Below are 23,752 nucleotides of genomic sequence, written 5' to 3'. Positions count from 1 at the left end.
ATGCTCGAGCTGGTCGACGTCACCAAGGTCTATCCGGGCGGCAAGCGCGCCGTCGACGGGGTCACGCTGCGGCTGGAGGCCGGCCTGATCGGGCTGCTCGGGCCGAACGGCGCGGGCAAGTCGTCGCTGATGCGGATCGCCGCCACGGTCACCCGGCCGACCTCCGGCACGGTCGCCTTCGACGGGGTGGACGTCGTGGCCCGGCCGGACGTGCTGCGCCGCGTGCTCGGCTACCTGCCGCAGGACTTCGGCGTCTACCCGAACCTCAGCGCCCGGGAGTTCCTGGGCTACCTCGCCGCGGCGAAGGGGATCCCGGCCCGTACCGCGCGCCGCCACATCGACCACCTGCTGGAGCTGGTCAACCTCGCCGACGTGGGGAGACGCCCGCTCGGCGGGTACTCCGGCGGCATGCTGCGGCGCGTCGGCATCGCGCAGGCGCTGCTCGGCGACCCGCGGGTGATCATCGTGGACGAGCCCACCGCGGGACTCGACCCGACCGAGCGGGTGCGGTTCCGCAACCTGCTGAGCGAGCTGGCGGCGGACCGGGTGGTGCTGCTGTCCACGCACATCGTCTCCGACGTCGAGTCGGTGGCGTCGGACATGGCGGTGGTGGCGGGCGGCAGGCTGCGCCGCCGCGGCTCGCCCGAGGATCTGCTGCGCGAGGTGGACGGGCTGGTGTGGGAGGTGCTGCTGGCCGACCCCGCCGATGTGGCCGAGGTGCAGGCGCGGCACGTGGTCACCCGGCTGGTCCGCACGCCCGGCGGCGTACGGGTGCGGCTGCTCGCCGCGGCCCGGCCGTACCCGGGGGCGGCCGCGGTGATCCCCGACCTCGAGGACGCCTACCTCGCGCTCGTCGACCCGCGGATGCAGGCGGCCACGGGGGTGGTACGGCGGTGACCGCGAAACGGGCCGTGGCGCGGCGTGGCCCGGCGCGGGCGGTGCGGACGGTCGCCGGTCTGGCGGCCGGGGACTTCCGCGACCGGGTACGGCGACCGGCCTACCTGGTGATCCTCGCGGCGGCGGTCGGGCTCGGGTACCTCGCCGTGCCGGAGGCGGACTCCCGCTGGGCCGTCCTCAACCTCGGCCACTACCGGGGCCTGTACACCAGCGCGTACGTCGGCATGGCGACCGCGCTCGCGGGCGCGATCTGGCTCACCCTCGGCGGGTTCTACGTCGTGCGCAACGCGATCGCCCGGGACGCCGCGTCGGGGGTCGGCGAGGTGCTGGCGGCGACGCCGCTGCGCACGTCCGCCTACTTCGCCGCGAAGTTCCTCGGCAACCTGCTCGTGCTCGGCTCGATGCTCGGGGTGCTCGCCGGGACGGCGCTCGTCGTCCAGCTCGCCCGGGGCGAGTCCACGGCCGTCGACCCGGTCGCGCTGGTGACGCCGTTCCTGCTGATCGGGCTGCCGATGGTGGCGCTCACCGCGGCCGCGGCGCTGCTGTTCGAGGCGATCCCGCCGCTGCGGGCCGGGCTGGGCAACATCGTCTGGTTCGTCGTGTGGCTGGCGATCGCGCTCGGCGGCCAGTCACCGCACGCGCCGCTCGGCGGCATCGGGGTGCACCCGGTGGCCGTGTCGATGCGCGAGGAGATGGTCGCGCGGGGGATCGATCCGTCCGGTCAGGAGTTCAGCCTCGGCCTCACCTACCGCGACCGGCCGCTGCGCACGTTCGAGTGGAGCGGGTTCGACCCGGACGCCGCGTTCGTGCTCGGGCGGGTCGCCCTGGTCGCGGTGGCGGTGCTGCTCGCGCTGCTGCCCGCGCTGTGGTTCGGCCGGTTCGACCCGGCCCGCCGGGCCGCGCCCGTCCCCGAGCCGCCCGCCGCGCCCGAGCCCGCGGCGGCGTTCCCGGAGCCGCCGGCGGTCCCCCGCCCGGCCCTCGCCGGCGCCGGGGCGCGGCGGGGCGTCGCGGCGGGGCGGCTCTTCGCGGGTGAGCTCCGCATCCTCCTGCATGGGGTGTCGCGGCGATGGTGGCTCGGCGCGCTGGCGATCGGTTTGGCCGCCGCGGTCGCGCCCGCTCCCGCCGTCGCCGGGTTCGTCCTCCCCGTCGCCTGGATCTGGCCGGTGCTCGTCTGGTCGCGGCTCGGCACGCAGCGGCACGAGTACGGGGTCGAGTCGCTGGTCGCGGCCTACCCGGCGGCGCGGCTCCGCGTGCTGGCGGAGTGGGCGGCCGGGGCCGCGGTCGCCGCCGCGACCGGGGCGGTGCCGCTGGCCCGGATGGTGCTCGCGGGCGACCGGGCCGGGGTGGCCGCCTGGTGCGCCGCCGTGCCGTTCATCCCCGCGTTCGCGCTGGCGCTGGGGACGCTGAGCCGTACCCACCGGCTCTTCCAGATCATCCACCTGGTGCTGTGGTACGGGGCGGTGAACGGCGTGCCCGTCGTCGACTACATGGGGATCGTGCGCGACGGCGACGGCCTGGCCGGGCCGCCGTCGGGGGCGATCGCCGGGCTCGCGGTGGCCCTGCTCGCCGTGGTGCCGGTCATCGAGCGGGGCCGGCGAGCAGGGAGCGTACCTGGGCGTCGATGAGGCGGCGCAGCACGTCGGCGTCGAGGCGGGCGGGGTCGAAGACCGCGTGCACGGTGAGGCCGTCGACGAGCGCGGTGAGGGTGTGGGCGGTGGCCTCGGGGTCGATGTCGGCGCGGAACCGGCCCTCGCGCTGCCCGCGCACGATGATCCCGCTCACCTGGCGGCGCCACTCGGCGTAGACCTCGCGCAGCAGCTCGGTGGCGTCCTCGCGGACCAGCGCCCGGTCGAGGAACGCGAGCCAGACCCGCGACTCGGTACGGCGGGCGTCGTTGAGCGGCAGCGGGGCGAGCAGTGCCTGGTAGAGCAGGTCGGCGGGGTCGGCGTCGCCGGGCAGGGTGCGGATGCGGAACCCGCTGCGCGCCACCACCTCGGCGAACGCGGCGGCGAGCAGCGCGTCCTTGTCGGCGAAGTAGTGCGCGAGGGCGCCCGTCGACAGGCCCGCGGCCGCGGCGGCCTTGCGCACGGTCAGCGCCTCCGCCCCCTCGGTCGCGATCAGCTCGATGACGGCGTTGACGATCTCGGCGCGGCGGGCCCGGTGATCGACCACTCGTGGCATGGCGCTATCGTAGCGTTCTAAGACGGACGTCCGAAATAAAAAGGAGGCGGTGATGACAGCGGTGTTGAGAGGGGACGCCCGACGCGCCGACATCCGCGGGCTGATCTGGTTCTACGTGCTGGCCACGGCGGTCACCTGGGCCTGCTACGTGCCGGTGGTCCTCGCCCAGAACGGCACCCTCGACATCGACCTCGACACCCAGGGGCTGCTCGGCCTGACCGCGATCCTCGCCCCCGCGCTCACCGCGTGCGCGCTCGCCGCGGTCCGCGGCGGCCGCCGGGAGCTGCGTCGCCTCCTCGGCATGGCGGTCAAGGTGCGCTTCGGCCCGCGCTGGTACCTGCTCGCGCTCGCCGTGCCGTTCGCCGTGCCGCTCACCGCCGTCGCGATCGACGCCCTGCTGTCCGGTACGGCTCCCGCGGCCTGGCTGGTCGCGCCCACCGCGCAGACCCTCGCCACGTTCTGGATCGCCGCGATCGGCGAGGACCTCGGCTGGCGCGGCTACGCCCTGTCCCGGGCGCTCGACCGGTGGCGTCCGGTCACCGCGTGCGTGATCCACGGCGCGTTGTGGGGGCTGTGGCACCTGCCGATGTTCTTCCGGGCCGGGACCGCGCAGGCCGACCAGGAGTTCTGGCTGTTCACGCTCCAGGTCATCGGCGCCACGATGATCTTCGCCCGGCTGTTCGCCGCGACCGGCGGCAGCGTGTTCGCGATGATGCTCATGCACGCCTCGGCCAACCTCGCGTTCAACACCGTGCCGGTGTTCGCCACCGAGGGCGGCAACCCCACCCGGACCGTGCTCGTCTCGGTGCTCTACCTCGCCGCCGGGCTCGTCGCGATCGCCACCATGCCCCGCCGTACCGCGCGGGTCGAGCCGGCCCGGGCCTCGGCATGACGACGACGAAAACGGCCGGGCTCGCTCCGCCCATCCCCATCACGGCGCGAGCCCGGCCGGTCACCCCCCACCAGGGTGGTCAGGTGGCCTTGCGGTAGACGAAGTTCTCCAGCGACGTGACGAGCTCGCCGCGGTTGGCGCGGTAGCGCAGGCAGTAGCTCGTCGGGTACCAGCCGCCGCGCTGCCACGCCGCGGGCTGCTTGATCGGGAAGCAGCGACCGGCGATCGTACCGTCGCGCAGCCCCTCGTAGTACGTGAGATTCACCATCGGCTCGTAGAAGGTGATCGCCCCGTTGTAGACGCCGAAGAGGAAGGTGTGGGTGAACGGCGAGCCGTGGAACTCCGGGCTGCTCGGGTCGATCAGGTGGTTGCCCATCGCGGGCTCGACCGCGTCCACGTCCTCGTACCCCGGCGGGATGTACCGGGCGGGCGGCAGGATCTTGGCGAGCCGGTAGTCGTCGCAGTGGGTGAGCACCGGGCACGGGCCGGGCCGGATCGCGAGCCGCTCGGCGTTGGCGTTGAGGTAGAAGTGCACGTCGAAGTGCGGCGTGTCCCAGACGCCCTCCGGGATGTGGCCGTGCGGGTTCCAGTTCACCAGCACGTACGTGAACGGCGTGTCCACCTTCCGCTTGAACGCCGGGGACAGGTGCAGCGCGTTCTCGTACCCGCCCGCGCACTCGGCGTGCGGGTCGACGGTGCCGTCGCCGTCCCGGTCGTGGCACCACAGCCCGGCCGTGGGCGGATGGTACGGCAGGCCGTCGAGCGTGCCGCGCCGGAAGATCACGCCGATCGCGGTCGGCACCGGGCCCTCGGCCTGGGCGTAGGCCACCAGCTCGCCGCGGCCGAGCCGGGCGCGCTCGCCGTACGCGGCGCACGGGCCGAGGTAGGAGAGCGTGTCCCGGACCAGGTGGTCGGCGACGGGCTTGGGCACGCGCACGGTCCGCTCGTGCCACGGGGCCGCGGGCCTGACCTCGCACACGGTGACCAGGGCGGCCGCCGACGCGGGGTGCAGCGGCACGAACACGCTCGCGAGCAGCACGAGGGCGAGTACGGCGGCGCGTAACGGGCCGCGCCGGCGCGAGGAGGTCGGGGGGTGGGACATGGTCATCCTCCGGTCGCCGTTCGGGTCGCGCCGACCTCGGCGGCGCGGGGCGGGGTCCAGGACTCCCGCTCGTTGAGCATCGCCACGTCGACGCTGGTGGTGCTACGGTACGCGGCGCCGATGGCGGCGATCTCGTCTTCCGACAACACGTCCCGGATGTCGGTGAAGCCATTCGGGGCACGCTCGGCCACAGTTCGCAAAATGCGCTCGGGGCCGAGCGAGCGGTTGGCGAGCACGATCGCGTTCACCGTCTCCCGCCGGGCCTCCTCGTAGGCGGCGAGCGCGGCGGCCGGGTCGGGGGCGGTCGCGAGGTGGTAGGCGAGCACCCGGGCGTCGAGCACGGCCTGGGAGCCGCCGTTCGACCCGATCGGATACATGGGGTGCGCGGCGTCGCCGACGAGCGTGACCCGGCCGGCGTTCCAGAACGGCAGCGGGTCCCGGTCGACCATCGGGTACACGAGGATCTGCTCGCTCGCCCGGATCAGCCCGCCCACGTCGAGCCAGCCGAACCGCCAGTCGCCGAAGTGCGGCAGCACGTCCTCGAGGCGGCCGCGCGCGGTCCAGTCCGCGGCGATCCGGTGGCCCGGCAGCCATACCTCGGCCACCCAGTTGATCACGGCCCGGCCCGCCACGGTCGGCGAGATCGGGTACGCGACGAACTTCGCGGCCGAGTTCGTCCCGGCCACGATCATGGTGTGCCCGGTGAGGAACGGCTCGCGCCGCGCGGTGCCGCGCCACATGAGGATGCCGCTGCCGATCGGCGGCCCCTCGGCCGGATGCAGCCGGGCGCGCACGGCCGAGTGCAGGCCGTCGGCCCCGACGAGCACGTCGGCCTCCCGCTCCACGGGCTCGCCGGTCGTCCGGTCGCGCAGCCGTACCCGGACGCCGCCGGGCACCTCCGCGAAGTCCTCGACGGCGAGGCCGGTGACCACCGCGCCGGGGCCGAGCCGGTCGTGCGCCGCGCGCAGCAGCAGCGCGTGCAGCTCGCCGCGGTGCACGGCGTACTGCGGCCAGCGGTACCCGGCCGCGACGCCGCGCGGCTCGTCCCAGATGCGGTTGCCGAACCGGTCGAAGTGGGCCATCTCCGCGATGGAGACGCCGATCGCGGCGAGGTCGTCCCCCAGGCCTAGCTCGGTGAGCTCGCGTACCGCGTGCGGCTGGAGGTTGATGCCCACCCCGGCCGTGGTGAGCCGCCGGGCACGGTCCACCACGGTGCACCGGATGCCGGCCGCGTGCAGGCTGAGCGCGGTGGTGAGGCCCGCGATCCCGGCCCCTGCGATCAGCACCCGCATGACCGCACCGCCCTCGGATGCCGCTGACATTCGCCCTCCCTCGCCACCGCCGGCCCGGGCAGGCCGTACGGCAGGTGCGTGTCACGCAGCATGAACACCCCTCTATCGCCGGTGACAAGTTTTCTGACCTGAACGTGTCAGGATGGAAAACTTGTTATCTCTTGGCGGGGACGGCAGCAATAAAGCCGTTGAAAGTTGCACGAAGTGGCATCAAGTGGCCACTTCGCCGGGGTGGTCGCGCGGCGGACCCGCCGGGAGGGGTCAGCCCTCCTTGGCCGCCGCGGTCAGCGCGGCGTCGAGGATCTCCATCCCCCGGTCGAGCTCCTCGTCGGAGAGGGTGAGCGGGGGCGCGATGCGGAAGATGCCGCCCATGCCGGGCAGCTGCACGATGTTCATGTGCAGGCCGCGGCGCAGGCACTCGGCGGTGACCGCCTGGCCGAGCTTCTCGGCGGGCCGCTTCGTCTCCCGGTCGGTGACGAGCTCGATGCCCTGCAGCAGCCCGCGGCCGCGCACGTCGCCGATCACCTCGTGCCGCCGCTGCAGCTCGAGCAGGTGCTCGCGCAGCCGTGCGCCAAGGGTGGCGGCGCGCTCCACCAGGCCGTCGCGCTCCACCACCTTCAGCACGGTGAGCCCGACCCGGGCGGCGAGCGGATCGGACACGTGGGTGGTGTAGAAGAGGAAGCCGCGCGAGTGGCAGACCTCCTCGATCTCCTCGCTCGTCACCACGGCGGCCACCGGCAGGCCCGCGCCGAGGGTCTTGGAGAGGGTGAGGATGTCCGGCACCACGCCGTCCCGCTGGAACGCGTACATCGTCCCGGTACGGCCCAGCCCGGTCTGCGCCTCGTCGAGGATGAGCAGCATGCCGCGCTCCTCGCACCGGCGCTTGAGCGCGGCGAAGTAGCCCGGCGGCGGCTCGATGATGCCGCCCGAGGAGAGGATCGGCTCGACGATCACCGCGGCGAGGTTGCCGGACGACTGCCGGTCGATCAGCTGGAAGCCGAAGTCGAGCTCGGTCTCCCAGTCGTACGAGCCGTCGGCGCGGCGGAACGGCGAGCGGTAGGCGTACGGCGTGGGCAGCGCCAGGTTGCCCGGGGCGGCCGGGCCGTACCCGCGGCGGCCCGCCGAGTACGTCGCGTTCGCCGCGGCCGAGGTCATGCCGTGCCAGGACCGGTCGAACGAGATGATCTCGTGGCCGCCGGTGTACAGCTTCGCCATCTTGATGGCGAACTCGTTCGACTCGGCGCCGGTGGTGAGCAGGCACACCTTCGACAGCGAGGGCGGCAGCGTGCCGGCGAGCCGCTCGGCGAACTCCACCACCGGGCGGCTCAGCATGCCGCTGTAGAGGTGGTCGAGGGTGGTCACCGCCTCGGTGACCGCGGCGACGATCTCCGGATGGGCGTGGCCGAGCACCGCGCTCATCTGGCCCGAGGTGAAGTCGAGGATCGCGTTGCCCTCGGAGTCGTAGACGTACGAGCCCTCGGCCCGCTCGATGATCCGCGGCGTGAAGGCACCGCCGTACCGGACGAGATGACGCTCCACAGCGGTCCAGAAGCCAGCCTCTGCCATGGTCGGCCCTGCCTTTCCTCGTACCGTCGGCAGCGTAGCGTGATCGGGAATGCGCCGTTTCGCCGGGATCGCGAATTCCGGACGGCGTCGGGCCCGGCCCGCCGTACCTCGTGTGCCGTCGGCGGGGTGGACGAAATCCACGGGAGGCGGTCCTCCTCGGGGATGAGGGCCGGGATCGGCTGCGCGGAGGAGGATCCGGGCGGTGTCGAGATCATCATGGGGGTGTGGCCCATGCGAAGGCCGGTATCGGCCGTATCACCGCCGCGGGCGTGGCAGCCGCGGCCATGTTGCCGTACCTCACGATCAAGATCCTCTGGATGACGGGCAGCCGGGTCGGCATCGACGACCCCGGCTTCGGCGACGACCCGGCCCTCGCCGCACTCAACGCCGTGACGTTCGGCATGGGCGCCGTCGCCCTGATCCTCGCGGTCGCGTTCACCATGTCCTGGGGCATGCGGCTGCCCGCCTGGCTGGTGCTGGTGCCGATGTTCGTCGGCACCGGCCTGCTCGGCGACGTCGTGGCGGTCGTGCCGATCGCCGTGCTGCTGGAGGGGCCCGGCCTGTTCGACTCGGGCGGCCCGATCCAGCCCTGGGTGTACGCGGTGGTCTACCTCGCCTTCCTGGTCCAGGGCGCCGGGCTCATGGTCGCCTTCGCCCTGTACGCCCGGGACCGCTGGCCGGCCGTGGTCACCGCCCCGCTCGGCCGCTCCCCCGCCACCGCGACCGCGCGGCTGCACGTGCTCTTCGCCAGGGGCGTGCTGGCGGTGACCGTGCCGCTCGGCTGCCTCCACCTCTACTGGGCCTTCGGCGGCACCGCCGGGCTCGCCCAATCGGCGACGCGCACCCTCGCCGACGCCGTGCAGGAGGGCTACCGCGGCCTGCTCACCATCGCCGCCGGGCTCGCCCTCCTCGCCATCGCCAACGCGCGCCGCGCCGTACCGTTCTGGCGTCCCCTGCTCGTCGCGTGGCTGGGCGCGGGCGGGCTGTTCGCCTGGGGGTTGTACGGCACGGCGACCGCCCTGGCCGCGGCCGAGCTCGGCGGCGGACCCGGCGGCGCGATCGCCCTGGTGCGGCTCCTCGAGACGCTGACCGGCCTGGCCATGGCGGTACACGGCGCGTTCCTGCTCACCGAGCGGGCCGCCGCGCCCCGGGACCCGGACCGCCTGCCGTTCCCCACGGCCGCCTGATCCGGTGGCTCCCCGGCCTGACGGCGCGGCGGCGCTCGTCCCGTCAGGTCGTCAGGCCGCGGGGATCGTGACCTCGATCGCGATCATGCGCGCCTCGCGGGCCGCCTTGCGGGGCTCCTCGAAGAAGTCGGGCGCGGCGCAGGCGAACAGGGTGGTGCCCGCGGCGCCGCCGAGGGCGCAGGCGTACACCGGGGTGTCGGGCTTGATCTCGTCGGTGATCGTGCCGCCCTCGACCGCGCGGACCAGCCGGTTGCCGAGCGCGTCGGCGATCCACAGGCCGCCCTCGGCGTCCAGGCAGGCGCCGTCGCCCGCGACGCGCAGCGAGCCGAGCACCTTGTCGAGCGTGCGCTCGGACGGGAGCGGGCCGAACTCGGCCCACACGCGCCGGTTCACCAGCGAGCCGTCCGGGGCGATGTCGAACGCGGTGACCCGGTTGCCGAAGGTCTCGGCGACGAGCAGCACGTTGTCCGGGGTGATCGCGCAGCCGTTGGGGAACCACAGCTCGTCGGCGACCTCGGTCACCCGGCCGTCCGGGTCCACCCGGTGCAGCGAGGTCGGCCGTATCGGCTCCCCGGCCATGAGGTCGAAGCCGAAGTCCCCGACGTACGCGCGGCCCTGGGCGTCCACCACCATGTCGTTGGCGTGCCCGGGGAGATCGCCGAGGTCGCCGTGGACGGCGAGGGTGCCGTCGTGCTCGCGGCGCAGCACCTTGTGGTCCCGCATCGACACCACCAGCAGGCGCCCGTCGGGCAGCCAGCCGAGGCCGGACGGCTGTCCGGGCACGTGGGCCTCGGTGCGCAGGTCCGACCCGTCCTCGCGCATCGAGTACACCTGGTGGCCGTAGAAGTCGGAGAACCACAGCCGCCCGTCGCGCCACCGCGGCGCCTCAAGGAAGTGGAAGCCCTCGGCGACCGTGATCGTGTCCGTCATTCGTGTCCTCCCCTCCGACAGGAGCCGGTCCGGGCGCGTGATCACCACGGGAACGCGGGCGGCACGGGCGTGCCGGGCCGGCCCGGCGTGTGCCCGGTGATCCGTATGCCCCCTCGCCGGTCGCATCAATCTCCGGCGCCCGCTCCCCCGGGCCGGTTCGTCCCGGGTTGGATGACCTTCGAATACTTCCTCGGTAACGGGGCAGCCCGCCTCGTCGAGGACGGCGACACCGGCCCCCGGGCGTCGGGTCGGGCGGGAAGGCGGCGGGCTCCGGCTCGGAGCCGGCGTGCGCCCTTCGTCGTGGCGACCACGCCCTGGAGGCGGACGATGGCGGGATTGGATCCGACGTACGAGCTGCACCTGCGGGTGGCCGGGCAGCCCCACGATCTCACGCTGCGGTGCCACGGCGAGCCGCCGAGCGAGGGCGACCTGGCCGGTTGGATGCAGGACGGCAGGGTGGTCGGGCTGCAGGTCACCCAGACGTCCGGCCAGCGGCCGCACACGATGATGGTGAACTTCGGCAAGGTGGTCTTCGCCTGGCTGCGGCAGTGCCGTACCGACCAGGGCCGCCCCTGACGCCCGGAACGGCCGCACGGGGTCGCCATATCCACACCAAACATGACGAATCTTCATATTGGGTGGACAAGTGGCCCCTCCGCCTGCTCTGATCGACGGGTTCGTTTGTGATCAAGAGCAAGGGGGACCATCGATGGGTCATCGCCGACCTCCGCTGCGCGGCCTGCGGCTGCGCGCCATGCTGGGCGCCGCCGTACTGGCCGTGGCGTCCGTGCCGCTCGCGGGCGGTGTCGCGTACGCCGGGGCGGGTACGGCCGCGACCGCGGCGGCCGTGGGGCACGCGGCCGAGGGCGGCCGGGTGGTCGTCCGCGACGATCTGCGGAAGGTCTTCCGGGAGGCCGGCGTGACCGGCACGTTCGCGCTGCTCGACGTGGCGCGGAACCGGACCGTCGTGGTCGACCAGGCGCGGGCGAACCGGCGGCTGATCCCGGCCTCGACCTTCAAGATCCCGCACGCCCTCATCGCGCTGGAGACCGGCGCCGTCGCCGACGAGAACGAGGTGATCCCGTACGGCGGGCAGCCGCAGCCGATCCCCGAGTGGGAGCGGGACATGAACCTGCGGGATGCGATCAAGGTGTCGAACGTCCCGGTGTTCCAGACGCTCGCCCGCCGGATCGGCATCAAGCGGGAGCGGCAGTGGCTCAACCGCCTCGGCTACGGCAACCGCCAGGTCGGCACGAAGGTGGACCGGTTCTGGCTCGACGGGCCGCTGAAGATCTCGGCGGTGGAGCAGACCCGGTTCCTGTCCCGGCTCGCCCGGCTGCGGCTCCCGGCCGCGAAGAAGCACCAGCGGACCGTGCGCGAGCTGGTGAAGGTCGAGCAGACCAAGAAGTACACGCTCTACGCCAAGACCGGCTGGGGCTCGGCGACCGAGCCGGGCATCGGCTGGTGGGTCGGCTGGGTGGAGCGTGACGGGAGGGTGTACGCGTTCGCCCTCAACATCGACGTCGTCAAGGACGCCGACGCCGAGAAGCGCATCCCGGTCGCCCGGAAGCTGCTGACCCGCCTCGGCGTGCTGCCCGCGTCCTGACGTCGAGGCGCTCCGCTCGCCGGAAACGGGCGCTCCCGGCGAGCGGAGACGGCACGGCAAAGCGCGGTGGCGCGGCGGCCGGGAGCCGCCGCGCCACCTTTGGGGGGCGGGAACTCAGTTCGCGGTACAGGTGACCGTCGGCCAGGTCCAGTTGCCGTTGTGCTGGATCGTCACGCCCCAGTTGTTGCCGTTGCCGTTGGGTCTGGCGATGAGCACCTGGGACTCGGGCCACTGGGCGTGGATGTTCCAGGTGGCGATGATGCGGGCCGGGTAGGGCACGTCCATCCGGACCGTCCAGTTGTTCGAGCCGCTGACCGAGACGTTGAGGTTGTAGCGGTCGCTCCACTGCTGGCCGGCGGAGAGGGTCGCGACGCAGCCACCGCCGGGGTTACCCGGGTTACCGGGGTTGCCGGGGTTGCCGGGGTTACCCGGGTTGCCGGGGTTGCCACCCTCGCTGATGGAGACGGTGGAGCTACCGCTGCTCTGGTAGCCCTCGGTCGCCATGATCTGGTAGTCGTGGCTGCCCAGGTTCATGCCGGCGCGGGCCCAGGCGTCGAAGTGGTTGCCGATGGTGATGGTGCCGCTGGTCCGCTTCTGCTGCCGGACGCTCCAGAACTGCTGGAAGGTCCGGGTGCCCTCGATGGACGGCGCGTTGTACCGCCAGGTCTCGTAGATGTCGTACGTGCCGCCGTCGGTGGTGACGGTGCCCTTGTAGGTGCCGGTGGGCCGGTAGGTGCCCCAGCTCTCGACGATGTAGTACTCGACGAGCGGGTTCCTGGTCCAGCCGTAGAGCGTGAGGTAGGCGTTACCCGACGGGTTGAAGGAGGCGTTGTAGGTCACGGTCCGCCGTCCGCCGGTGGACCAGCCCTTGCCGGCGACGAAGTTCCCGGTGTTCCGCCACGAGGTGCTGTAGCTGCCGCCCGAGTGGAGGGTCATGGAGACGGTCCCGGGCGCGTCGGTCCAGAACGAGTAGAAGTAGCCGTTGTCGTACCCGGTCTGGTTCTGGGTGATGGTGGTGTCGGCGTGGGCCGTGCCGGGCAGCAGCGCACCGGCGATGGCGAGTGCCAGGGCGAAGGCACTGGTGACGATGCGCCGGAGGCCGAGGCGTCTGCGGCGCCTGGCCTGCGTGATGGTGAGGGGTTCGTTCATGTACGGCTTCCTCGTGAAGAAGGGCCGATGGGGGCTGGCGTGTCGCGACCCGGCGCGCGGTCGGCGGCGAACGACGGACCGGCACCGATGCCGCGGACACGCGGGGGTTCTCCGGCCGCTCTGCGCGGCGTGCGGCGGAAAACCGACGTGGCGCGTGACTCGTCCGACGTGCTCGATGTGCCGGCGTATCGAAAACTATCGGAGCTAGCTCGAAAGTATCGGACCGACTTCACGACCTGTCAACACTCTCAGAAATATCTCCGTAACATAACTGTTGCTAATCATTCACATGAATACCCGGGTTCGACTGAGAGTTTCACGGCGTCCTCCCCAGCGTTCGCGCAGGCCGGCACGGAGAAACGACTTTCGGCCGCCGACCTACGGGTCGAGCGGCCGAAAGTTTTCTGTGATCTTCCGAATTATTCGCTGCCGTAAACGGCGTTGTCAGGACTTCCGGGATCGGGCCAGGCGGCTCGGCCACCACATGGTCCGCCCCACGTCGAGCGACAGGGCCGGAACCAGCAGCGAGCGCACGACCAGCGCGTCGAGCAGCACGCCGAACGCGACGAGGAAGGCGAGCTGGAGCAGGAAGAGCAGCGGCAGTACGGCGAGCGCCGCGAACGTGGCCGCGAGCACCACGCCGGCCGAGGTGATCACGCCGCCGGTGAGGGTGAGGGCGCGGATCATGCCGTCCCGGTGCCCGTGCCGGATCGTCTCCTCCCGGGCCCGGGTCATGATGAAGATGTTGTAGTCGATCCCCAGCGCCACCAGGAACACGAACGCGTACAGCGGCACCCCGGGATCCGCGCCCGGCAGGTCGAGCACGTGGTTGAACACGAGCGCGCCCACGCCGAGCGCCGACGCGAACGACAGCACGGTGGTGGCGATGAGCAGCAGCGGGGCGACGAGCGCGCGCAGCAGCACGATCAGCACGAGCAGCACCACCCCGAGCACGAGCGGGATCACCACCCGCAGGTCACGCGAGGCGGTGTCGAGGGTGTCGAGGTTCACCGCGGTGATCCCGCCCACCTTGGCGTCCGCGCCGGGCACCGCGTGCACCGCGGCCCGCAGGTCGCGCACGATCTCGACCGCGGCCTTCGACTCGGCCGGCTCGGCGAGCGTGGCGTTGAGCATCACCCGGCCGTCCACCACCTTCGGCTCGGCGCCCTCGCCCTCGGCGTACGGCGTGACCGCGGTGACGCCCGTCACACCCTTGGCGGCCTCGGTCACCTCGGCCACCTTGTCCGCGCTCGCGATGATGACCGCCGGGTTGGCGGAGCTCGCCGTACCGAAGCCGCGCTCCAGGGTGCGCTGGCCCGCGACCGCCTCGACCTCGGTGCGGAACACGTCGAACTGCGAGGTGCCCTCGGCGCGGAGCTGCGGCACGAACGCCGCGGCGGCGGCGAGCACCACCACGGTGCCGACCCACCAGAGCCGCGGCCGGGCGCGCACCGCGGAGGCGACCCGCCCCCACAGCCGGTGCTCGCGCACGATCTCCTCGGTGGTGCCGGCCATGGCCCGGCCGGCGGACGGCCGCGGCATGAGCGGCCAGAACGCGGCCCGGCCGAGCAGCAGCAACACCGCGGGCAGGAAGGTGAACGCGGCGATGAGCGCGGCGGCGATGCCGAGCGCGGCGACCGGCCCGAGGCCGCGGTTCGACGCGAGGTCGCTGGCGAGCAGGCAGAGCACGCCGAGGATCACCGTGCCGCCGGAGGCGAGGATCGGCTCGTAGGTGCCGCGCACCGCGACCCGGATCGCGTCGATCGGCCGCTCGTGCTCCTGCAGCGCCTCCCGGTAGCGGGCCACGAGCAGCAGCGCGTAGTCGGTGCACGCGCCGACGACGAGGATGAACAGGATGCCCTGGCTCTGGCCGTTCAGCTCGATCCAGCCCGCGTCGGCCACCAGGTAGACGACCGCGGCGGCGAGCACGAGCGCGAGCATCGCGCCGAGGATGACGACGAGCGGCAGCAGCGGCGACCGGTAGACGAGGATCAGGATGATCAGCACCGCGCCGAGCGCGACCGCGAGCAGCGTGCCGTCCACCCCGCCGAACGCGGCCTTGAGGTCGGCGCTGAGCGCGGCCGGACCGGCGACCTGCACGGTGGCGCCCTGCGCGGCGGTGTTGCCGAGCAGCTCGCGCAGGCTCTCCACGTGGTCGCCGACGTTGCCCTCGTTCGTCAGGGGGACGATGAGCTGGGCGACGCTCCGGTCCTCGGTGCCGGGAATCGGACCGGCGATCCGCCCGGCGACGTACGGCTCCCGCGCGATGCGCTGCGCGTCCTGCGCGATCTGGCCGAGCCGCTCCGGGCCCATCGCCGCGGAGTCGGAGTAGACGACGATGGCGGGTATCGACGCGGTGCCCTGGAACGCCTTGCGCGCCTCGGTCACCTCGGTCGACTCGGCGCTGATCGGCAGGAAGCTCGCCTGGTCGTTCGTCTGCACCTCGGTGAGCTTGCCCATGAACGCGCCGAGCGGCCCGACGCCGAACAGCCAGACGAGGGCGAGGAGCGCGGCCGCGCCGTACCACCAGCGGTGCCGCCGGGTCCTGCTCCGCTCCGGTGCGGGGGCGGGCAGGGTCGCGGTTCGCCCGCCCGGGGCGTCGTCGGTGGTCATCGGTTTCCCTTCGACGTTAGAGAAGCGAATATCTCGATTTTCGAGAGGACCAACCTACACGGTCCCCGCCTCGGGTACGCGAGGGGGTACCGACCGACCGGCCGACGGATGTGCTGCCCCTAAAATTGCGGGCGACACCTAGGGAGACGAATGGACAGCGGGCGGGAGAGATCACGAGGCGACCGCCCCGTGCGCTCCCGGGAGCACTGCTACGCGGAGATCCAGGACGGCGGGCTGCGGCTCGCGGCCGGGGTGGTCCGGCTGCTGCACGCCCTGTCGGTGGGCTTCGGCCTGGGACCGAACGACTTCCAGGCGTACATGCTGCTGCGCATCGAGGGGCCGATGACGCCCGGCGAGATCGCGCAGTGCCTCCGGCTCGCCACGGGATCGGTCACCGCGCTCATCGACCGGCTGGAGGCGCGCGGCCTGGTGACCCGCGCCCCGCACCCGGCCGACCGGCGCAAGGTCGTGGTACGGCCGGCCGAGCTCACCGACGCCGCCCCGGCCTCCGCCTTACCTGAGAACATCCGCGCCGCGATGCTGGCGCTGCACGCCCGCTACTCGGAGGCCGAGCTCGAGGTGATCGCGGACTGGCTGCGGCGCGCCACCGAGACGCTCCACACGCTCGCCGCGGGCGACGGGCGCTGAGCCCACGTGATCAGGCGGGCGGGGCCTCGCCGCCGGTGTGCGGCATGCGCTCGGCGGGGATGACGCCGAACCGGCCCGCCTGGTAGTCCTCGATCGCCTGGATGATCTCGGCCTTGGTGTTCATCACGAACGGGCCGTAGTGCACCACGGGCTCGCGGATCGGGCGGCCGCCGAGCAGCAGCACCTCGAGGTTCGGCTCGGCCGAGGACTGGGTGCGGTCGGCGGACAGCGTGATCGCCCCGCCCGGGCCGAACACGGCGAGCTGCCCCTTGTGGACGGGCCGCCGGTCCACCCCGGCCGCGCCCCGCCCGGCGAGGACGTAGGCGAGCGCGTTGAAGCCGGGGTTCCACGGCATGCTCAGCCGCGCCCCGGGGCTCACCGTGGCGTGGATCATGGTGATCGGGGTGAACGTGGCGCCCGGGCCGGTGTGCCCGGCGACCTCGCCCGCGATCAGCCGCAGCAGCGTGCCGCCGTCGTCGGAGGAGAGCAGCACCGCCTCCTTGCCGCGGATGTCCTGGTAGCGCGGCGGGTTGAACTTGTTCGCCCGCGGCAGGTTCACCCAGAGCTGGATGCCGTGGAACAGCCCGCCGGAGGCGACGAGGTGCTCGGGCGGCCGCTCGATGTGGAGGATGCCGGCGCCCGCGGTCATCCACTGGGTGTCGCCGTTGGTGATCACACCGCCGCCGCCGTGCGAGTCCTGGTGCTCGAAGATCCCGTCGATCATGTACGTGACGGTCTCGAAGCCGCGGTGCGGGTGCCAGGGCGTGCCCTTCGGCTCGCCCGGGGCGTACTCCACCTCGCCCATCTGGTCCATGTGGATGAACGGGTCGAGGTCGGCGAAGGACACGCCGGCGAAGGCCCGCCGTACCGGGAAGCCCTCGCCCTCGAGGCCGCTCGGGGCGGTGGTCACCTGCCGTACCGGGCGCTGCTCGACGACGGCGGGGTCGGGCGCGGGGATCCGCGGGAGGGTGAGGGTGTCGGCTGTGATCGCGGGCATGGTGTTCCCCTTTCCAGGTTGATTGAATTATCAACCACTTTGTGGAGAACGTCCATGCTGCCGGTTATGTTCCTGGCAGGCGACGGGCCGGGCGCCGCCGCGATCGGCCCGTCCGGCCCGTCCGGCCGGTACGGCCGGCACGACCGCCGCGCGTGCCGGCCGTACCGGGCGGGAATCAGGAGCCGGACTCCTGCCGCTCGCCGCCGGTCTTGCCGCCCGCGCCGACGCCGTAGGTCATCGCGACCTTGCGGGTGGCGAGGAACTGCTCGAGGGTCTCGCCGCGGAACGCCGCGTACACCTCCGGGTTGGAGACGCCGAGCACGGCGGCCATCTTCTCCAGCACGAAGAAGATCGCGCCGTACCGGATGAGCCCGATCCAGTCGCGGCGCCGGATCAGGTCCTTCTCCTCCTCGGTCAGGCCGTACTCGTCGGCGAGCGCCTCGAAGTCGTTGACGAACCGCTCGCGGTGCGCGGGCTCGATCAGCCGGTGCAGGAAGTCGTTGACGCGGAAGCCCTTGCGGCTGCGCTCGAGCGTGTACGGGTAGGTGCCGGGCAGCTCCTCGGCGCCCTTGAGCTGGGCGTAGATGTGCTCGCGGTACTCGGCGATCTCCTTCGGGTCGGGCTCGTCGCCGATGTCCTCGAAGATCAGGGTGGCGATGTTGGTGACCGACGGGGCGTAGGTCTGCTGGTGCACCTTGGTCACCGTGTCGGAGAGCGCACCGCGCATGATCAGCCAGGTGATGACCTCCGCGCCCTCCATGCCGCCGAGCCGCGCGTACTCGGCGACGCGCATGTCGGCGAGCTTCTCCGGCTCGGTCTCCAGCAGGCGGATGAACTCGTTGTCCCACTCCTCGTTGAGGAAGCCGGCCCGCTCACCGTGCACCTGGTGGGACATGCCGCCGGTGGCCACGATCGCGACGCGCAGGTCGTCGTCGGGGAAGCTCTGGATCGCCTTGCGCAGCGACCTGCCGAGCCTGTAGCACCGCCGGGCGCTCGGGATCGGGAGCTGCAGCACGCCGACCTGCAGCGGGACGATGCTGCCGTGCCACCGGCCGGTCTCGTCGCCGATCACCGACAGCGGCGACAGGATGCCGTGGTCGAGCGGCTTGCCCTGGAAGAACGACATGTCGAACTCGTCGGCCATGAGCGCGTACCCGATGTGCCGGGCGAGCTCGGCGTGCCCCTTCACCGGCGGGACCTCACGCGGCTTACCGCCCTCGTCCGCGGGGTGGTAGATCTCGTCGACCCCGAGCGCGAAGGCCGAGTAGTGATCGAAGAAGAACGAGGTGATGTGATCGTTGTAGGTCATGAACAGGACGTCGACCCGCTGCCGGGCGAGCCACTCCCGGATCTTCTCGAAGCCTTCGAAGATCGGCGCCCAGCCCGGTTCGTGCTGCTTGCGCGCGTCCTTGGCGAAACCGATGGTCGGCGTGTGCGACGCAGCGATTCCGCCTACGATCTTGGCCATGCCGTCACTCCGATCGGGATGGATGCGTGAGGGTTAGCGAAGGTCGCACGCCGCCGACGACGCATCCGCACCGGCGGCACCACCACCTGCGAATCTGCATGACCACAAAAAGGATCTAAAGGGGCGAAAGTCCCAACGGGAATACGCTCCTTGTCGCTTGCCACCCCTCCGCGGCGACGTGGTGCGGCATGCCCGCGCCGGCCGGCGGCACCGGCCGCGTGCGGCGCGGCGGCCTCGCCGGGGTGACCGGCCCGGCGGTGGACGGCGGGCGCACGGGGACCGGCCGCCCGCGCGGGGCGCACTCGCCGCGGCGGCCGGGGACGGTTCGCGCGGGCGGCGCGGCCTCACCGGGCGATCGGCCGGCCGGTTCCCGGCCGCGTGGCGTCGTCCCAGCATAGACGGCCCGGACCGGATCGCGCCGGGCCGTCCCCGGCGGCGTGGCGGGCGCCCGGGCGTCCGGAACGGCGGCGCCGGCGGCCCGTTCGCGGCCCTCGGCCGCCCGGTCCGGGATGTCACTGGAACTTCTTCCAGTTGGTGCAGGTTCGGTCGGTCGGGTCACCCTCGCAGACCCGCACCTTCATGTAGCCGACGAAGCGGATCTTCCCCTTGCCGCTGTCGTTTTCGAAGCTCCTGGTGTGGGCGTAGCGGAGCTTGCCGCTCGCGTGCCCCGGTAGATGAACTCGGCCCAGGTGACGCGCGTGTTATCCGCGCGGTCGACGATCCTGAAGTGCAGCGCTTTGAAGGACGTGGACTTCCCAACTCCGACCTGCAGGTAGCCTTCCTTCAGCGGCGAGTCGATCCTGATGTTGTAGGGCGCGCTCTGCGCATGGGTGGTCTTCGTGGCCGCCGTCCGGGTGGTCTGTGTGGTGGCGTTGGCGGAGCCTGCGGCGAAACCGATGGTCATGACGCCGGCGACGGCCGCGGCGACGAGTTCCTTCGCACTTTCCGACCTCCTTTTCGGATGCGTTTTCCCCCGCTTGCGGGTATTGGCGATTCCGTCGTGTCTGATGGCGAATAACCGGACCGGGTTCGGCGCATAAAAGCGAGATAGGTCACACAACCTTCCGGGCACGGCGCGCGTCCAAGGCGCGACACGCCCGTCCCGTACGGCCCGGCGGAGCCGCGGCCGCGCCCGCACCCGTGGTGACCGGGCCGGACCGGGCCGACTACCGTCGGCCGCATGGCTTCACTTCTGCTGCGCGAGGCGCGGATCGGGCTGCGGGGGCCCGTCCGGAACGTCCTGATCACCGACGGCCGGGTCGCGGCGATCGACCCGGTCGGCACGGCGACGCCGTCCGCCGACGAGGTGGTGGACCTCGGCGGCGCCACGCTGCTGCCCGGCCTGTGGGACTGTCACGTGCACGCGACGCAGTGGGCGCAGACCCGCCGCCGCGTCGACGTGAGCGGGGCCCGGTCGGCGAAGGAGGCGGCCGAGCTGGTGCGCGACGGGACCGGTTTCACCGTCGGGTTCGGCTTCCGCGACGCCCTCTGGCCGGACGTGCCGCACAAGTCACTGCTGGAGGCGGTCGCCCCGGGCCGCCCGATCGTCCTGGTCAGCAACGACCTGCACACCGCCTGGTTCAGCCCGGCCGCGCTCGCCGAGATCGGCCGCGGCGACCACCCGACCGGGGTGCTGCGCGAGCAGGAGTGCTACACGGCGATGGCCGCGCTGCCGCCGCCGGGCGAGGGCGAGCTCGACCGGTGGGTGGCGGAGGCGATGACGGCCGCGGCGGCGCGCGGCGTGGTGGGGGTGCTCGACTTCGAGTACGCCGACAACATCGCCGACTGGCGGCGCCGGGTGGCCGGGCACCGGGTGGACGTGCGGGTGGTCTGCTCGATCCCCCGGGACCGGCTGGAGGAGGCGATCGCCGCCGGGGTGCGCACCGGCGACCCGGTTCCCGACGGGGCCGGGCTGCTCGAGGTCGGCCCGGTGAAGATGTTCGTGGACGGCTCGCTCAACACCCGGACCGCCTACTGCGCCGACCCCTACCCGTCCGGCGGCGGCCACGGCAGCCTGGAGACGCCGCCCGACGAGCTGGAGGCGGTCATGCGCCGGGCCGCCGAGCACGGCCTGCACCCCGCCGTGCACGCGATCGGCGACCTCGCGGTGGACATCGCGCTGTCCGCCTACGAGCGGATCGGCTGCCCGGGCCGGATCGAGCACGCCCAGCTGCTGCGCCCCGGCGACGCCGCCCGTTTCGCCCGGCCCGGGCTGGTCACGAGCGTGCAGCCCGCCCACGCGCCGGACGACCGGGACGTGGCCGAGCGGCAGTGGCCGGGCCGTACCGGGCGGGCGTACGCGTACGCCGACCTGGTGCGGGCCGGGGCGACGCTGGAGTTCGGCTCGGACGCGCCGGTCGCGCCGCTCGACCCGTGGGACGGCATCCAGTCCGCGACCGCCCGCACCGACGACGACCGCGAGCCGTGGCACCCGGAGCAGGCGATCTCGGTCCGGGACGCGCTGCGCTCGTCCGCCCGGGGCCGCGACGGGGTGCGCGCGGGCGACGTGGCCGACCTGGTGATCGTGGCCGACGACCCGGCCGCGCTCGACCCGGCGCGGCTGCGCCACATCGAGGTGCTCGGCACCCTGCTCGGCGGCAGGTGGACGTACCGCGCGATCTGAGCCGCCCCGCGGTACGGCCCGGCCGTCAGCCCGGCTGCGGCTGCGCCGCGGGGAAGGACCGCGGGGTGAGCTCCAGGCTCTCCCCGCGGTCCAGGCAGACGAGCCGCCCGCCGTACGGCGTGCGCTCGACCTCGCGCCGGAAGTCGGCGAGCGGCGAGCGGAACACGGTGTAGTCGTCGAAGTGCACCGGCAGCACCCGGCGCGGGCGCATGACCGCCACCCAGCGGGCGCCCTGGCGGCCGTTCATGGTGACGGTGAGCAGGCGCAGCAGCCGGGTGCCGCCGAGGTGCACGATGCCGAGGTCGAGGTCGGGGAAGCGGCGCGGGATCTCGGCCAGCTCGCGGGAGAGCACCGTGTCGCCGCTGATCAGCACGCGCAGCGTCACCTCGCCGGCCTCGTCGGTGAAGGTGAGCACGCTGCCCATCACCGGCGGCAGCAGCAGGTGGGCGGGCCACGGCCCGTGCCGGGCGGGCACCGCGGTGATGGTGAGCGTGCCGCCCGGGCCGTACAGCCGGTGGGTCTCCCAGTCCTCGAGGCCGACGGAGGTCTCGAAGCCCTGGCGGGCGAGGACGCGGGCGGCCTGCGGGGTGGTGACCACCGGCGTCCTGGGGTCGAGCCCGCGGCGGGCCACGCGGTCCCAGTGGTCGCCGTGCATGTGGGAGAGCACGATCACGTCGATCGGCGGCAGCTCGTGCACGCGCAGCGCGGGCTCGGTGCGGCGCTTCGTGGTCAGGCCGTACCCGAGGTACGCGCGTTGGCCGCGGTGCAGGAAGTTCGGGTCGGTGAGGATCGTGAAGCCGCCGTAGCGGATCAGCAGGGTGGCGTTCCCGACGAACAACGCGCTGCCCTTCTCGCGCCCGAGCGTCATCGCGATCCCCTCACCCTCGCCGGTGCGGTCCTCGTCCTCATCGCGGCTCCATGCCGCACACCCCGGCCGACGGTGCGCCGTACCGGAGGCGGCCGATCGCCGGATAGGGTCGCTGCTGCCCATGCGGGCGGCCCTCACACGGCCCGGCGGCCACAGCGCCGCGCGCCGACGTTTCCCGGCGTCATGCGGGGTAGGGCCGTCAGGGCGAGAAGGGGGGCACGCATGCAACGCGAGAGCTCCAAGCACGGCAGGCGGCTCGACGAGGAGCAGAAGCACGAGGTCCAGGGCCTCATCCGGGGTGGGGAGAGCCCGCACACCGAGGAGTGGCGGGAGACCGAGCCGCTGACCGCCGCCGGGGACGAGGGGCCGACCTCGGCGACCCGGTCCCCCGTCCACGAGCCGGGCTCCCCCGAGGGCCTGAGCTCCAGGGACGTCGACGAGCGCAGCGACCTGGCGAAGTGGATCAGCGGGGTGCACGCGTTCCCGGCCGACCGGGACACGCTGCTGTCCCGCGCGGCGACCCGGTTCGCCCCGGAACCCGTGCTCGCCGCGGTCCGCTCGCTGCCGAGACGCACCTACGCCAACGTCGAGGACGTCGCCCGCGAACTCGGCATCTCCCGCCGGCACGACTGACCGTCACCGGGCCGGCGAGCCGGCAGGGCCTGCACCGCTCGGGTACGGCACGGCCGTCGATCGCCGCCGGTGACGCGGCCCTGGCCACCGGGCCTCGCGTCGACGCGCGATGACCCGGGCCGGAAGTGCCCGGCGGGGCGCACGGGTCGCCTGGGCGTCGCGCGGCGCGCCGTCGCACGCGGGTGATCCGGGCGCCGGGCGCTCGCTGCGGCATCGCCCGCCGGCCTGACCGCCGCCCCGGCGCTCACCCGTGGCCGTCGTCGCGGCCGGGCCGTACCACGACCACCGGGCAGGGGGCCTGGCGGGCGCAGTGGTCGCTCGTGGAGCCCAGCAGCAGCCCGGCGAGCGGGTTGTGGCCGCTGTGCCCGAGCACGAGCAGGTCGGCCTCCTCGGCGGCCTCGATGAGGACCTGCCGGGGATGGCCGTACACGATCTCGGTCTCCGCGTCGACGCCCGTCTCGGCGAGCTCGCCGGCCACCAGCCGCTCGCCCCAGGAGATCAGCTCGTCGGGGGTGGGGGTGACGAACTCGACGCCCAGGTGGTCCCAGTGCACCGCGTGGACGACCACCGGCCGTACGCCGCGCAGCGCGGCCTCGTGCGCGGCGAAGCGCAGCGCCCGGCGGGAGGGCACCGAGCCGTCCACCCCGGCGACGATCCGGTCGTACCGGGGCCGCTCGCGCGCGAACTCCGGGATCACGGCCACCGGGCAGGGGGCGTGGTGCAGGCAGGCCCGGCTCACCGAGCCCAGCGGCGGCCCGCCCCAGCCGCCACCGGCCGAGCCCACCACGAGCAGGTCGGCGGGCCCGCACGCGGCGACGAGCCCGGCCGCGGGCGAGCCGTGGAAGTGGCGGAACTCCACCCCGTCGCCCGCGACCTCGGCGGCCAGCCGGCGCAGCGGGCCGAGGACCGGCTCCTCGGCCGGGTCCGCGCCGGGGCGCTCGCGCAGCACGGTCACGGCCACGAGCGGCGCGCCGTGCAGGCGGGCCTCCTCCACCGCCCAGGCGAGCGCGGCCTGCGCCGGCGCGGACCCGTCGAAGCCGACGACGACACGGTGACGCTGCTGCGATGTCATGCCCGGATACCTGCCCCGGGCGGCACGA

The 23,752-nt window shown here is 73.2% G+C and carries 21 protein-coding genes; 9 read left to right on the top strand and 12 right to left on the bottom strand.

Annotated features, from left to right (window positions below):
• Positions 1-897, top strand: coding sequence for an ABC transporter ATP-binding protein (locus FHX40_RS00580; protein WP_142257777.1), 897 nt, complete (start codon positions 1-3; stop codon positions 895-897).
• Positions 894-2,522: an ABC-2 transporter permease gene (locus tag FHX40_RS00575; RefSeq protein WP_229788802.1), complete on the top strand. Its 1,629-nt coding sequence runs from the start codon at positions 894-896 to the stop codon at positions 2,520-2,522. Before FHX40_RS00580 ends, FHX40_RS00575 begins: the two co-directional genes overlap by 4 nt.
• Here FHX40_RS00575 and FHX40_RS00570 read toward each other — a convergent pair.
• The gene (locus FHX40_RS00570) at positions 2,476-3,078 is read right to left on the bottom strand and encodes a TetR/AcrR family transcriptional regulator (protein ID WP_142257776.1); all 603 of its coding nucleotides are present in this window, start codon (positions 3,076-3,078) and stop codon (positions 2,476-2,478) included. The genes FHX40_RS00575 and FHX40_RS00570 overlap by 47 nt on opposite strands.
• Before the next feature lie 52 nt (positions 3,079-3,130).
• Here FHX40_RS00570 and FHX40_RS00565 point away from each other — a divergent pair, with 52 nt between their 5' ends.
• A complete protein-coding gene (locus FHX40_RS00565) occupies positions 3,131-3,970 on the top strand; it encodes a CPBP family intramembrane glutamic endopeptidase (RefSeq protein ID WP_229788800.1) in 840 nt (279 codons plus the stop codon).
• A 79-nt stretch (positions 3,971-4,049) separates the two neighbouring features.
• On the opposite strand, the gene FHX40_RS00560 is transcribed toward FHX40_RS00565, so the two are convergent.
• The 3 genes from FHX40_RS00560 to FHX40_RS00550 form a co-directional block, all read right to left on the bottom strand.
• Positions 4,050-5,072, bottom strand: coding sequence for a hypothetical protein (locus tag FHX40_RS00560; RefSeq protein WP_142257775.1), 1,023 nt, complete (start codon positions 5,070-5,072; stop codon positions 4,050-4,052).
• 2 nt (positions 5,073-5,074) lie between these two features.
• Positions 5,075-6,394, bottom strand: coding sequence for a flavin-dependent oxidoreductase (locus tag FHX40_RS00555; protein ID WP_229788797.1), 1,320 nt, complete (start codon positions 6,392-6,394; stop codon positions 5,075-5,077).
• Positions 6,395-6,625: 231 nt separating this feature from the next.
• A complete protein-coding gene (locus tag FHX40_RS00550) occupies positions 6,626-7,930 on the bottom strand; it encodes an aspartate aminotransferase family protein (protein ID WP_142257774.1) in 1,305 nt (434 codons plus the stop codon).
• A 224-nt stretch (positions 7,931-8,154) separates the two neighbouring features.
• Here FHX40_RS00550 and FHX40_RS00545 point away from each other — a divergent pair, with 224 nt between their 5' ends.
• Positions 8,155-9,117 carry a DUF3995 domain-containing protein gene (locus tag FHX40_RS00545; protein WP_142257773.1) on the top strand — a complete coding sequence of 321 codons (963 nt, stop codon included), beginning with the start codon at positions 8,155-8,157 and terminating at the stop codon, positions 9,115-9,117.
• A gap of 51 nt (positions 9,118-9,168) precedes the next feature.
• Here the strand turns inward: FHX40_RS00545 and FHX40_RS00540 are convergent, their stop codons facing one another.
• Complete coding sequence (locus tag FHX40_RS00540; RefSeq protein ID WP_142257772.1) at positions 9,169-10,047, bottom strand: SMP-30/gluconolactonase/LRE family protein; 879 nt, start codon at positions 10,045-10,047, stop codon at positions 9,169-9,171.
• A gap of 327 nt (positions 10,048-10,374) precedes the next feature.
• Between FHX40_RS00540 and FHX40_RS00535 the strand changes: the two genes are divergently transcribed.
• Together FHX40_RS00535 and blaOXA are read left to right on the top strand one after the other, a co-directional pair.
• Entirely contained in the window at positions 10,375-10,623 is a 249-nt protein-coding gene (locus FHX40_RS00535) for a hypothetical protein (protein ID WP_142257771.1), read from the top strand.
• Positions 10,624-10,756: 133 nt separating this feature from the next.
• On the top strand, positions 10,757-11,653 hold the full coding sequence (gene blaOXA, locus FHX40_RS00530) for a class D beta-lactamase (RefSeq protein ID WP_142257770.1): 897 nt from the start codon (positions 10,757-10,759) through the stop codon (positions 11,651-11,653).
• A 114-nt stretch (positions 11,654-11,767) separates the two neighbouring features.
• Here the strand turns inward: blaOXA and FHX40_RS00525 are convergent, their stop codons facing one another.
• Both FHX40_RS00525 and FHX40_RS00520 read right to left on the bottom strand, forming a co-directional pair.
• Complete coding sequence (locus FHX40_RS00525; protein ID WP_142257769.1) at positions 11,768-12,802, bottom strand: glycoside hydrolase family 11 protein; 1,035 nt, start codon at positions 12,800-12,802, stop codon at positions 11,768-11,770.
• A 444-nt stretch (positions 12,803-13,246) separates the two neighbouring features.
• Complete coding sequence (locus FHX40_RS00520) at positions 13,247-15,415, bottom strand: MMPL family transporter (protein ID WP_142257768.1); 2,169 nt, start codon at positions 15,413-15,415, stop codon at positions 13,247-13,249.
• 150 nt (positions 15,416-15,565) lie between these two features.
• Between FHX40_RS00520 and FHX40_RS00515 the strand changes: the two genes are divergently transcribed.
• Complete coding sequence (locus tag FHX40_RS00515) at positions 15,566-16,063, top strand: MarR family winged helix-turn-helix transcriptional regulator (protein WP_142257767.1); 498 nt, start codon at positions 15,566-15,568, stop codon at positions 16,061-16,063.
• A gap of 10 nt (positions 16,064-16,073) precedes the next feature.
• Here the strand turns inward: FHX40_RS00515 and FHX40_RS00510 are convergent, their stop codons facing one another.
• The 3 genes from FHX40_RS00510 to FHX40_RS00500 all read right to left on the bottom strand — a co-directional run bounded on the left by FHX40_RS00510 (position 16,074) and on the right by FHX40_RS00500 (position 19,600).
• Positions 16,074-17,060 carry a pirin family protein gene (locus FHX40_RS00510; protein WP_142257766.1) on the bottom strand — a complete coding sequence of 329 codons (987 nt, stop codon included), beginning with the start codon at positions 17,058-17,060 and terminating at the stop codon, positions 16,074-16,076.
• A 175-nt stretch (positions 17,061-17,235) separates the two neighbouring features.
• The gene (locus FHX40_RS00505; protein WP_142257765.1) at positions 17,236-18,528 is read right to left on the bottom strand and encodes a gallate dioxygenase; all 1,293 of its coding nucleotides are present in this window, start codon (positions 18,526-18,528) and stop codon (positions 17,236-17,238) included.
• A gap of 577 nt (positions 18,529-19,105) precedes the next feature.
• Positions 19,106-19,600 (bottom strand): hypothetical protein, encoded by a 495-nt coding sequence (locus FHX40_RS00500; protein WP_142257764.1) that lies wholly within the window; start codon positions 19,598-19,600, stop codon positions 19,106-19,108.
• Between the two features lie 108 nt (positions 19,601-19,708).
• Here FHX40_RS00500 and FHX40_RS00495 point away from each other — a divergent pair, with 108 nt between their 5' ends.
• Positions 19,709-21,151 (top strand): amidohydrolase, encoded by a 1,443-nt coding sequence (locus FHX40_RS00495; protein ID WP_142257763.1) that lies wholly within the window; start codon positions 19,709-19,711, stop codon positions 21,149-21,151.
• A 25-nt stretch (positions 21,152-21,176) separates the two neighbouring features.
• Here the strand turns inward: FHX40_RS00495 and FHX40_RS00490 are convergent, their stop codons facing one another.
• Positions 21,177-22,019: an MBL fold metallo-hydrolase gene (locus FHX40_RS00490; RefSeq protein ID WP_142257762.1), complete on the bottom strand. Its 843-nt coding sequence runs from the start codon at positions 22,017-22,019 to the stop codon at positions 21,177-21,179.
• Between the two features lie 222 nt (positions 22,020-22,241).
• On the opposite strand from FHX40_RS00490, the gene FHX40_RS00485 reads away from it, so the two are divergent.
• Positions 22,242-22,652, top strand: a complete 411-nt coding sequence (locus FHX40_RS00485) for a DUF2795 domain-containing protein (RefSeq protein WP_142257761.1) — start codon at positions 22,242-22,244, stop codon at positions 22,650-22,652.
• Between the two features lie 244 nt (positions 22,653-22,896).
• Here the strand turns inward: FHX40_RS00485 and FHX40_RS00480 are convergent, their stop codons facing one another.
• A complete protein-coding gene (locus FHX40_RS00480; RefSeq protein WP_142257760.1) occupies positions 22,897-23,724 on the bottom strand; it encodes a universal stress protein in 828 nt (275 codons plus the stop codon).
• Positions 23,725-23,752: the final 28 nt, after the last annotated feature.

It is taken from the genome of Thermopolyspora flexuosa (assembly GCF_006716785.1).
GTDB lineage: Bacteria > Actinomycetota > Actinomycetes > Streptosporangiales > Streptosporangiaceae > Thermopolyspora > Thermopolyspora flexuosa.
Note: the sequence above shows the minus strand (reverse complement) of the source record. Positions and strands in the feature narration are given on the sequence as shown.

Bases quoted from the DNA above. Each gene is read 5' to 3' on its own strand.
- FHX40_RS00580 (WP_142257777.1), top strand. From the start codon at position 1: ATGCTCGAGCTGGTCGACGTCACCAAGGTCTATCCGGGCGGCAAGCGC.
- FHX40_RS00570 (WP_142257776.1), bottom strand. From the start codon at position 3,078: ATGCCACGAGTGGTCGATCACCGGGCCCGCCGCGCCGAGATCGTCAAC.
- FHX40_RS00565 (WP_229788800.1), top strand. From the start codon at position 3,131: ATGACAGCGGTGTTGAGAGGGGACGCCCGACGCGCCGACATCCGCGGG.
- FHX40_RS00560 (WP_142257775.1), bottom strand. From the start codon at position 5,072: ATGTCCCACCCCCCGACCTCCTCGCGCCGGCGCGGCCCGTTACGCGCC.
- FHX40_RS00555 (WP_229788797.1), bottom strand. From the start codon at position 6,394: ATGTCAGCGGCATCCGAGGGCGGTGCGGTCATGCGGGTGCTGATCGCA.
- FHX40_RS00550 (WP_142257774.1), bottom strand. From the start codon at position 7,930: ATGGCAGAGGCTGGCTTCTGGACCGCTGTGGAGCGTCATCTCGTCCGG.
- FHX40_RS00540 (WP_142257772.1), bottom strand. From the start codon at position 10,047: ATGACGGACACGATCACGGTCGCCGAGGGCTTCCACTTCCTTGAGGCG.
- FHX40_RS00535 (WP_142257771.1), top strand. From the start codon at position 10,375: ATGGCGGGATTGGATCCGACGTACGAGCTGCACCTGCGGGTGGCCGGG.
- blaOXA (WP_142257770.1), top strand. From the start codon at position 10,757: ATGGGTCATCGCCGACCTCCGCTGCGCGGCCTGCGGCTGCGCGCCATG.
- FHX40_RS00525 (WP_142257769.1), bottom strand. From the start codon at position 12,802: ATGAACGAACCCCTCACCATCACGCAGGCCAGGCGCCGCAGACGCCTC.
- FHX40_RS00520 (WP_142257768.1), bottom strand. From the start codon at position 15,415: ATGACCACCGACGACGCCCCGGGCGGGCGAACCGCGACCCTGCCCGCC.
- FHX40_RS00515 (WP_142257767.1), top strand. From the start codon at position 15,566: ATGGACAGCGGGCGGGAGAGATCACGAGGCGACCGCCCCGTGCGCTCC.
- FHX40_RS00510 (WP_142257766.1), bottom strand. From the start codon at position 17,060: ATGCCCGCGATCACAGCCGACACCCTCACCCTCCCGCGGATCCCCGCG.
- FHX40_RS00505 (WP_142257765.1), bottom strand. From the start codon at position 18,528: ATGGCCAAGATCGTAGGCGGAATCGCTGCGTCGCACACGCCGACCATC.
- FHX40_RS00495 (WP_142257763.1), top strand. From the start codon at position 19,709: ATGGCTTCACTTCTGCTGCGCGAGGCGCGGATCGGGCTGCGGGGGCCC.
- FHX40_RS00490 (WP_142257762.1), bottom strand. From the start codon at position 22,019: ATGACGCTCGGGCGCGAGAAGGGCAGCGCGTTGTTCGTCGGGAACGCC.
- FHX40_RS00485 (WP_142257761.1), top strand. From the start codon at position 22,242: ATGCAACGCGAGAGCTCCAAGCACGGCAGGCGGCTCGACGAGGAGCAG.
- FHX40_RS00480 (WP_142257760.1), bottom strand. From the start codon at position 23,724: ATGACATCGCAGCAGCGTCACCGTGTCGTCGTCGGCTTCGACGGGTCC.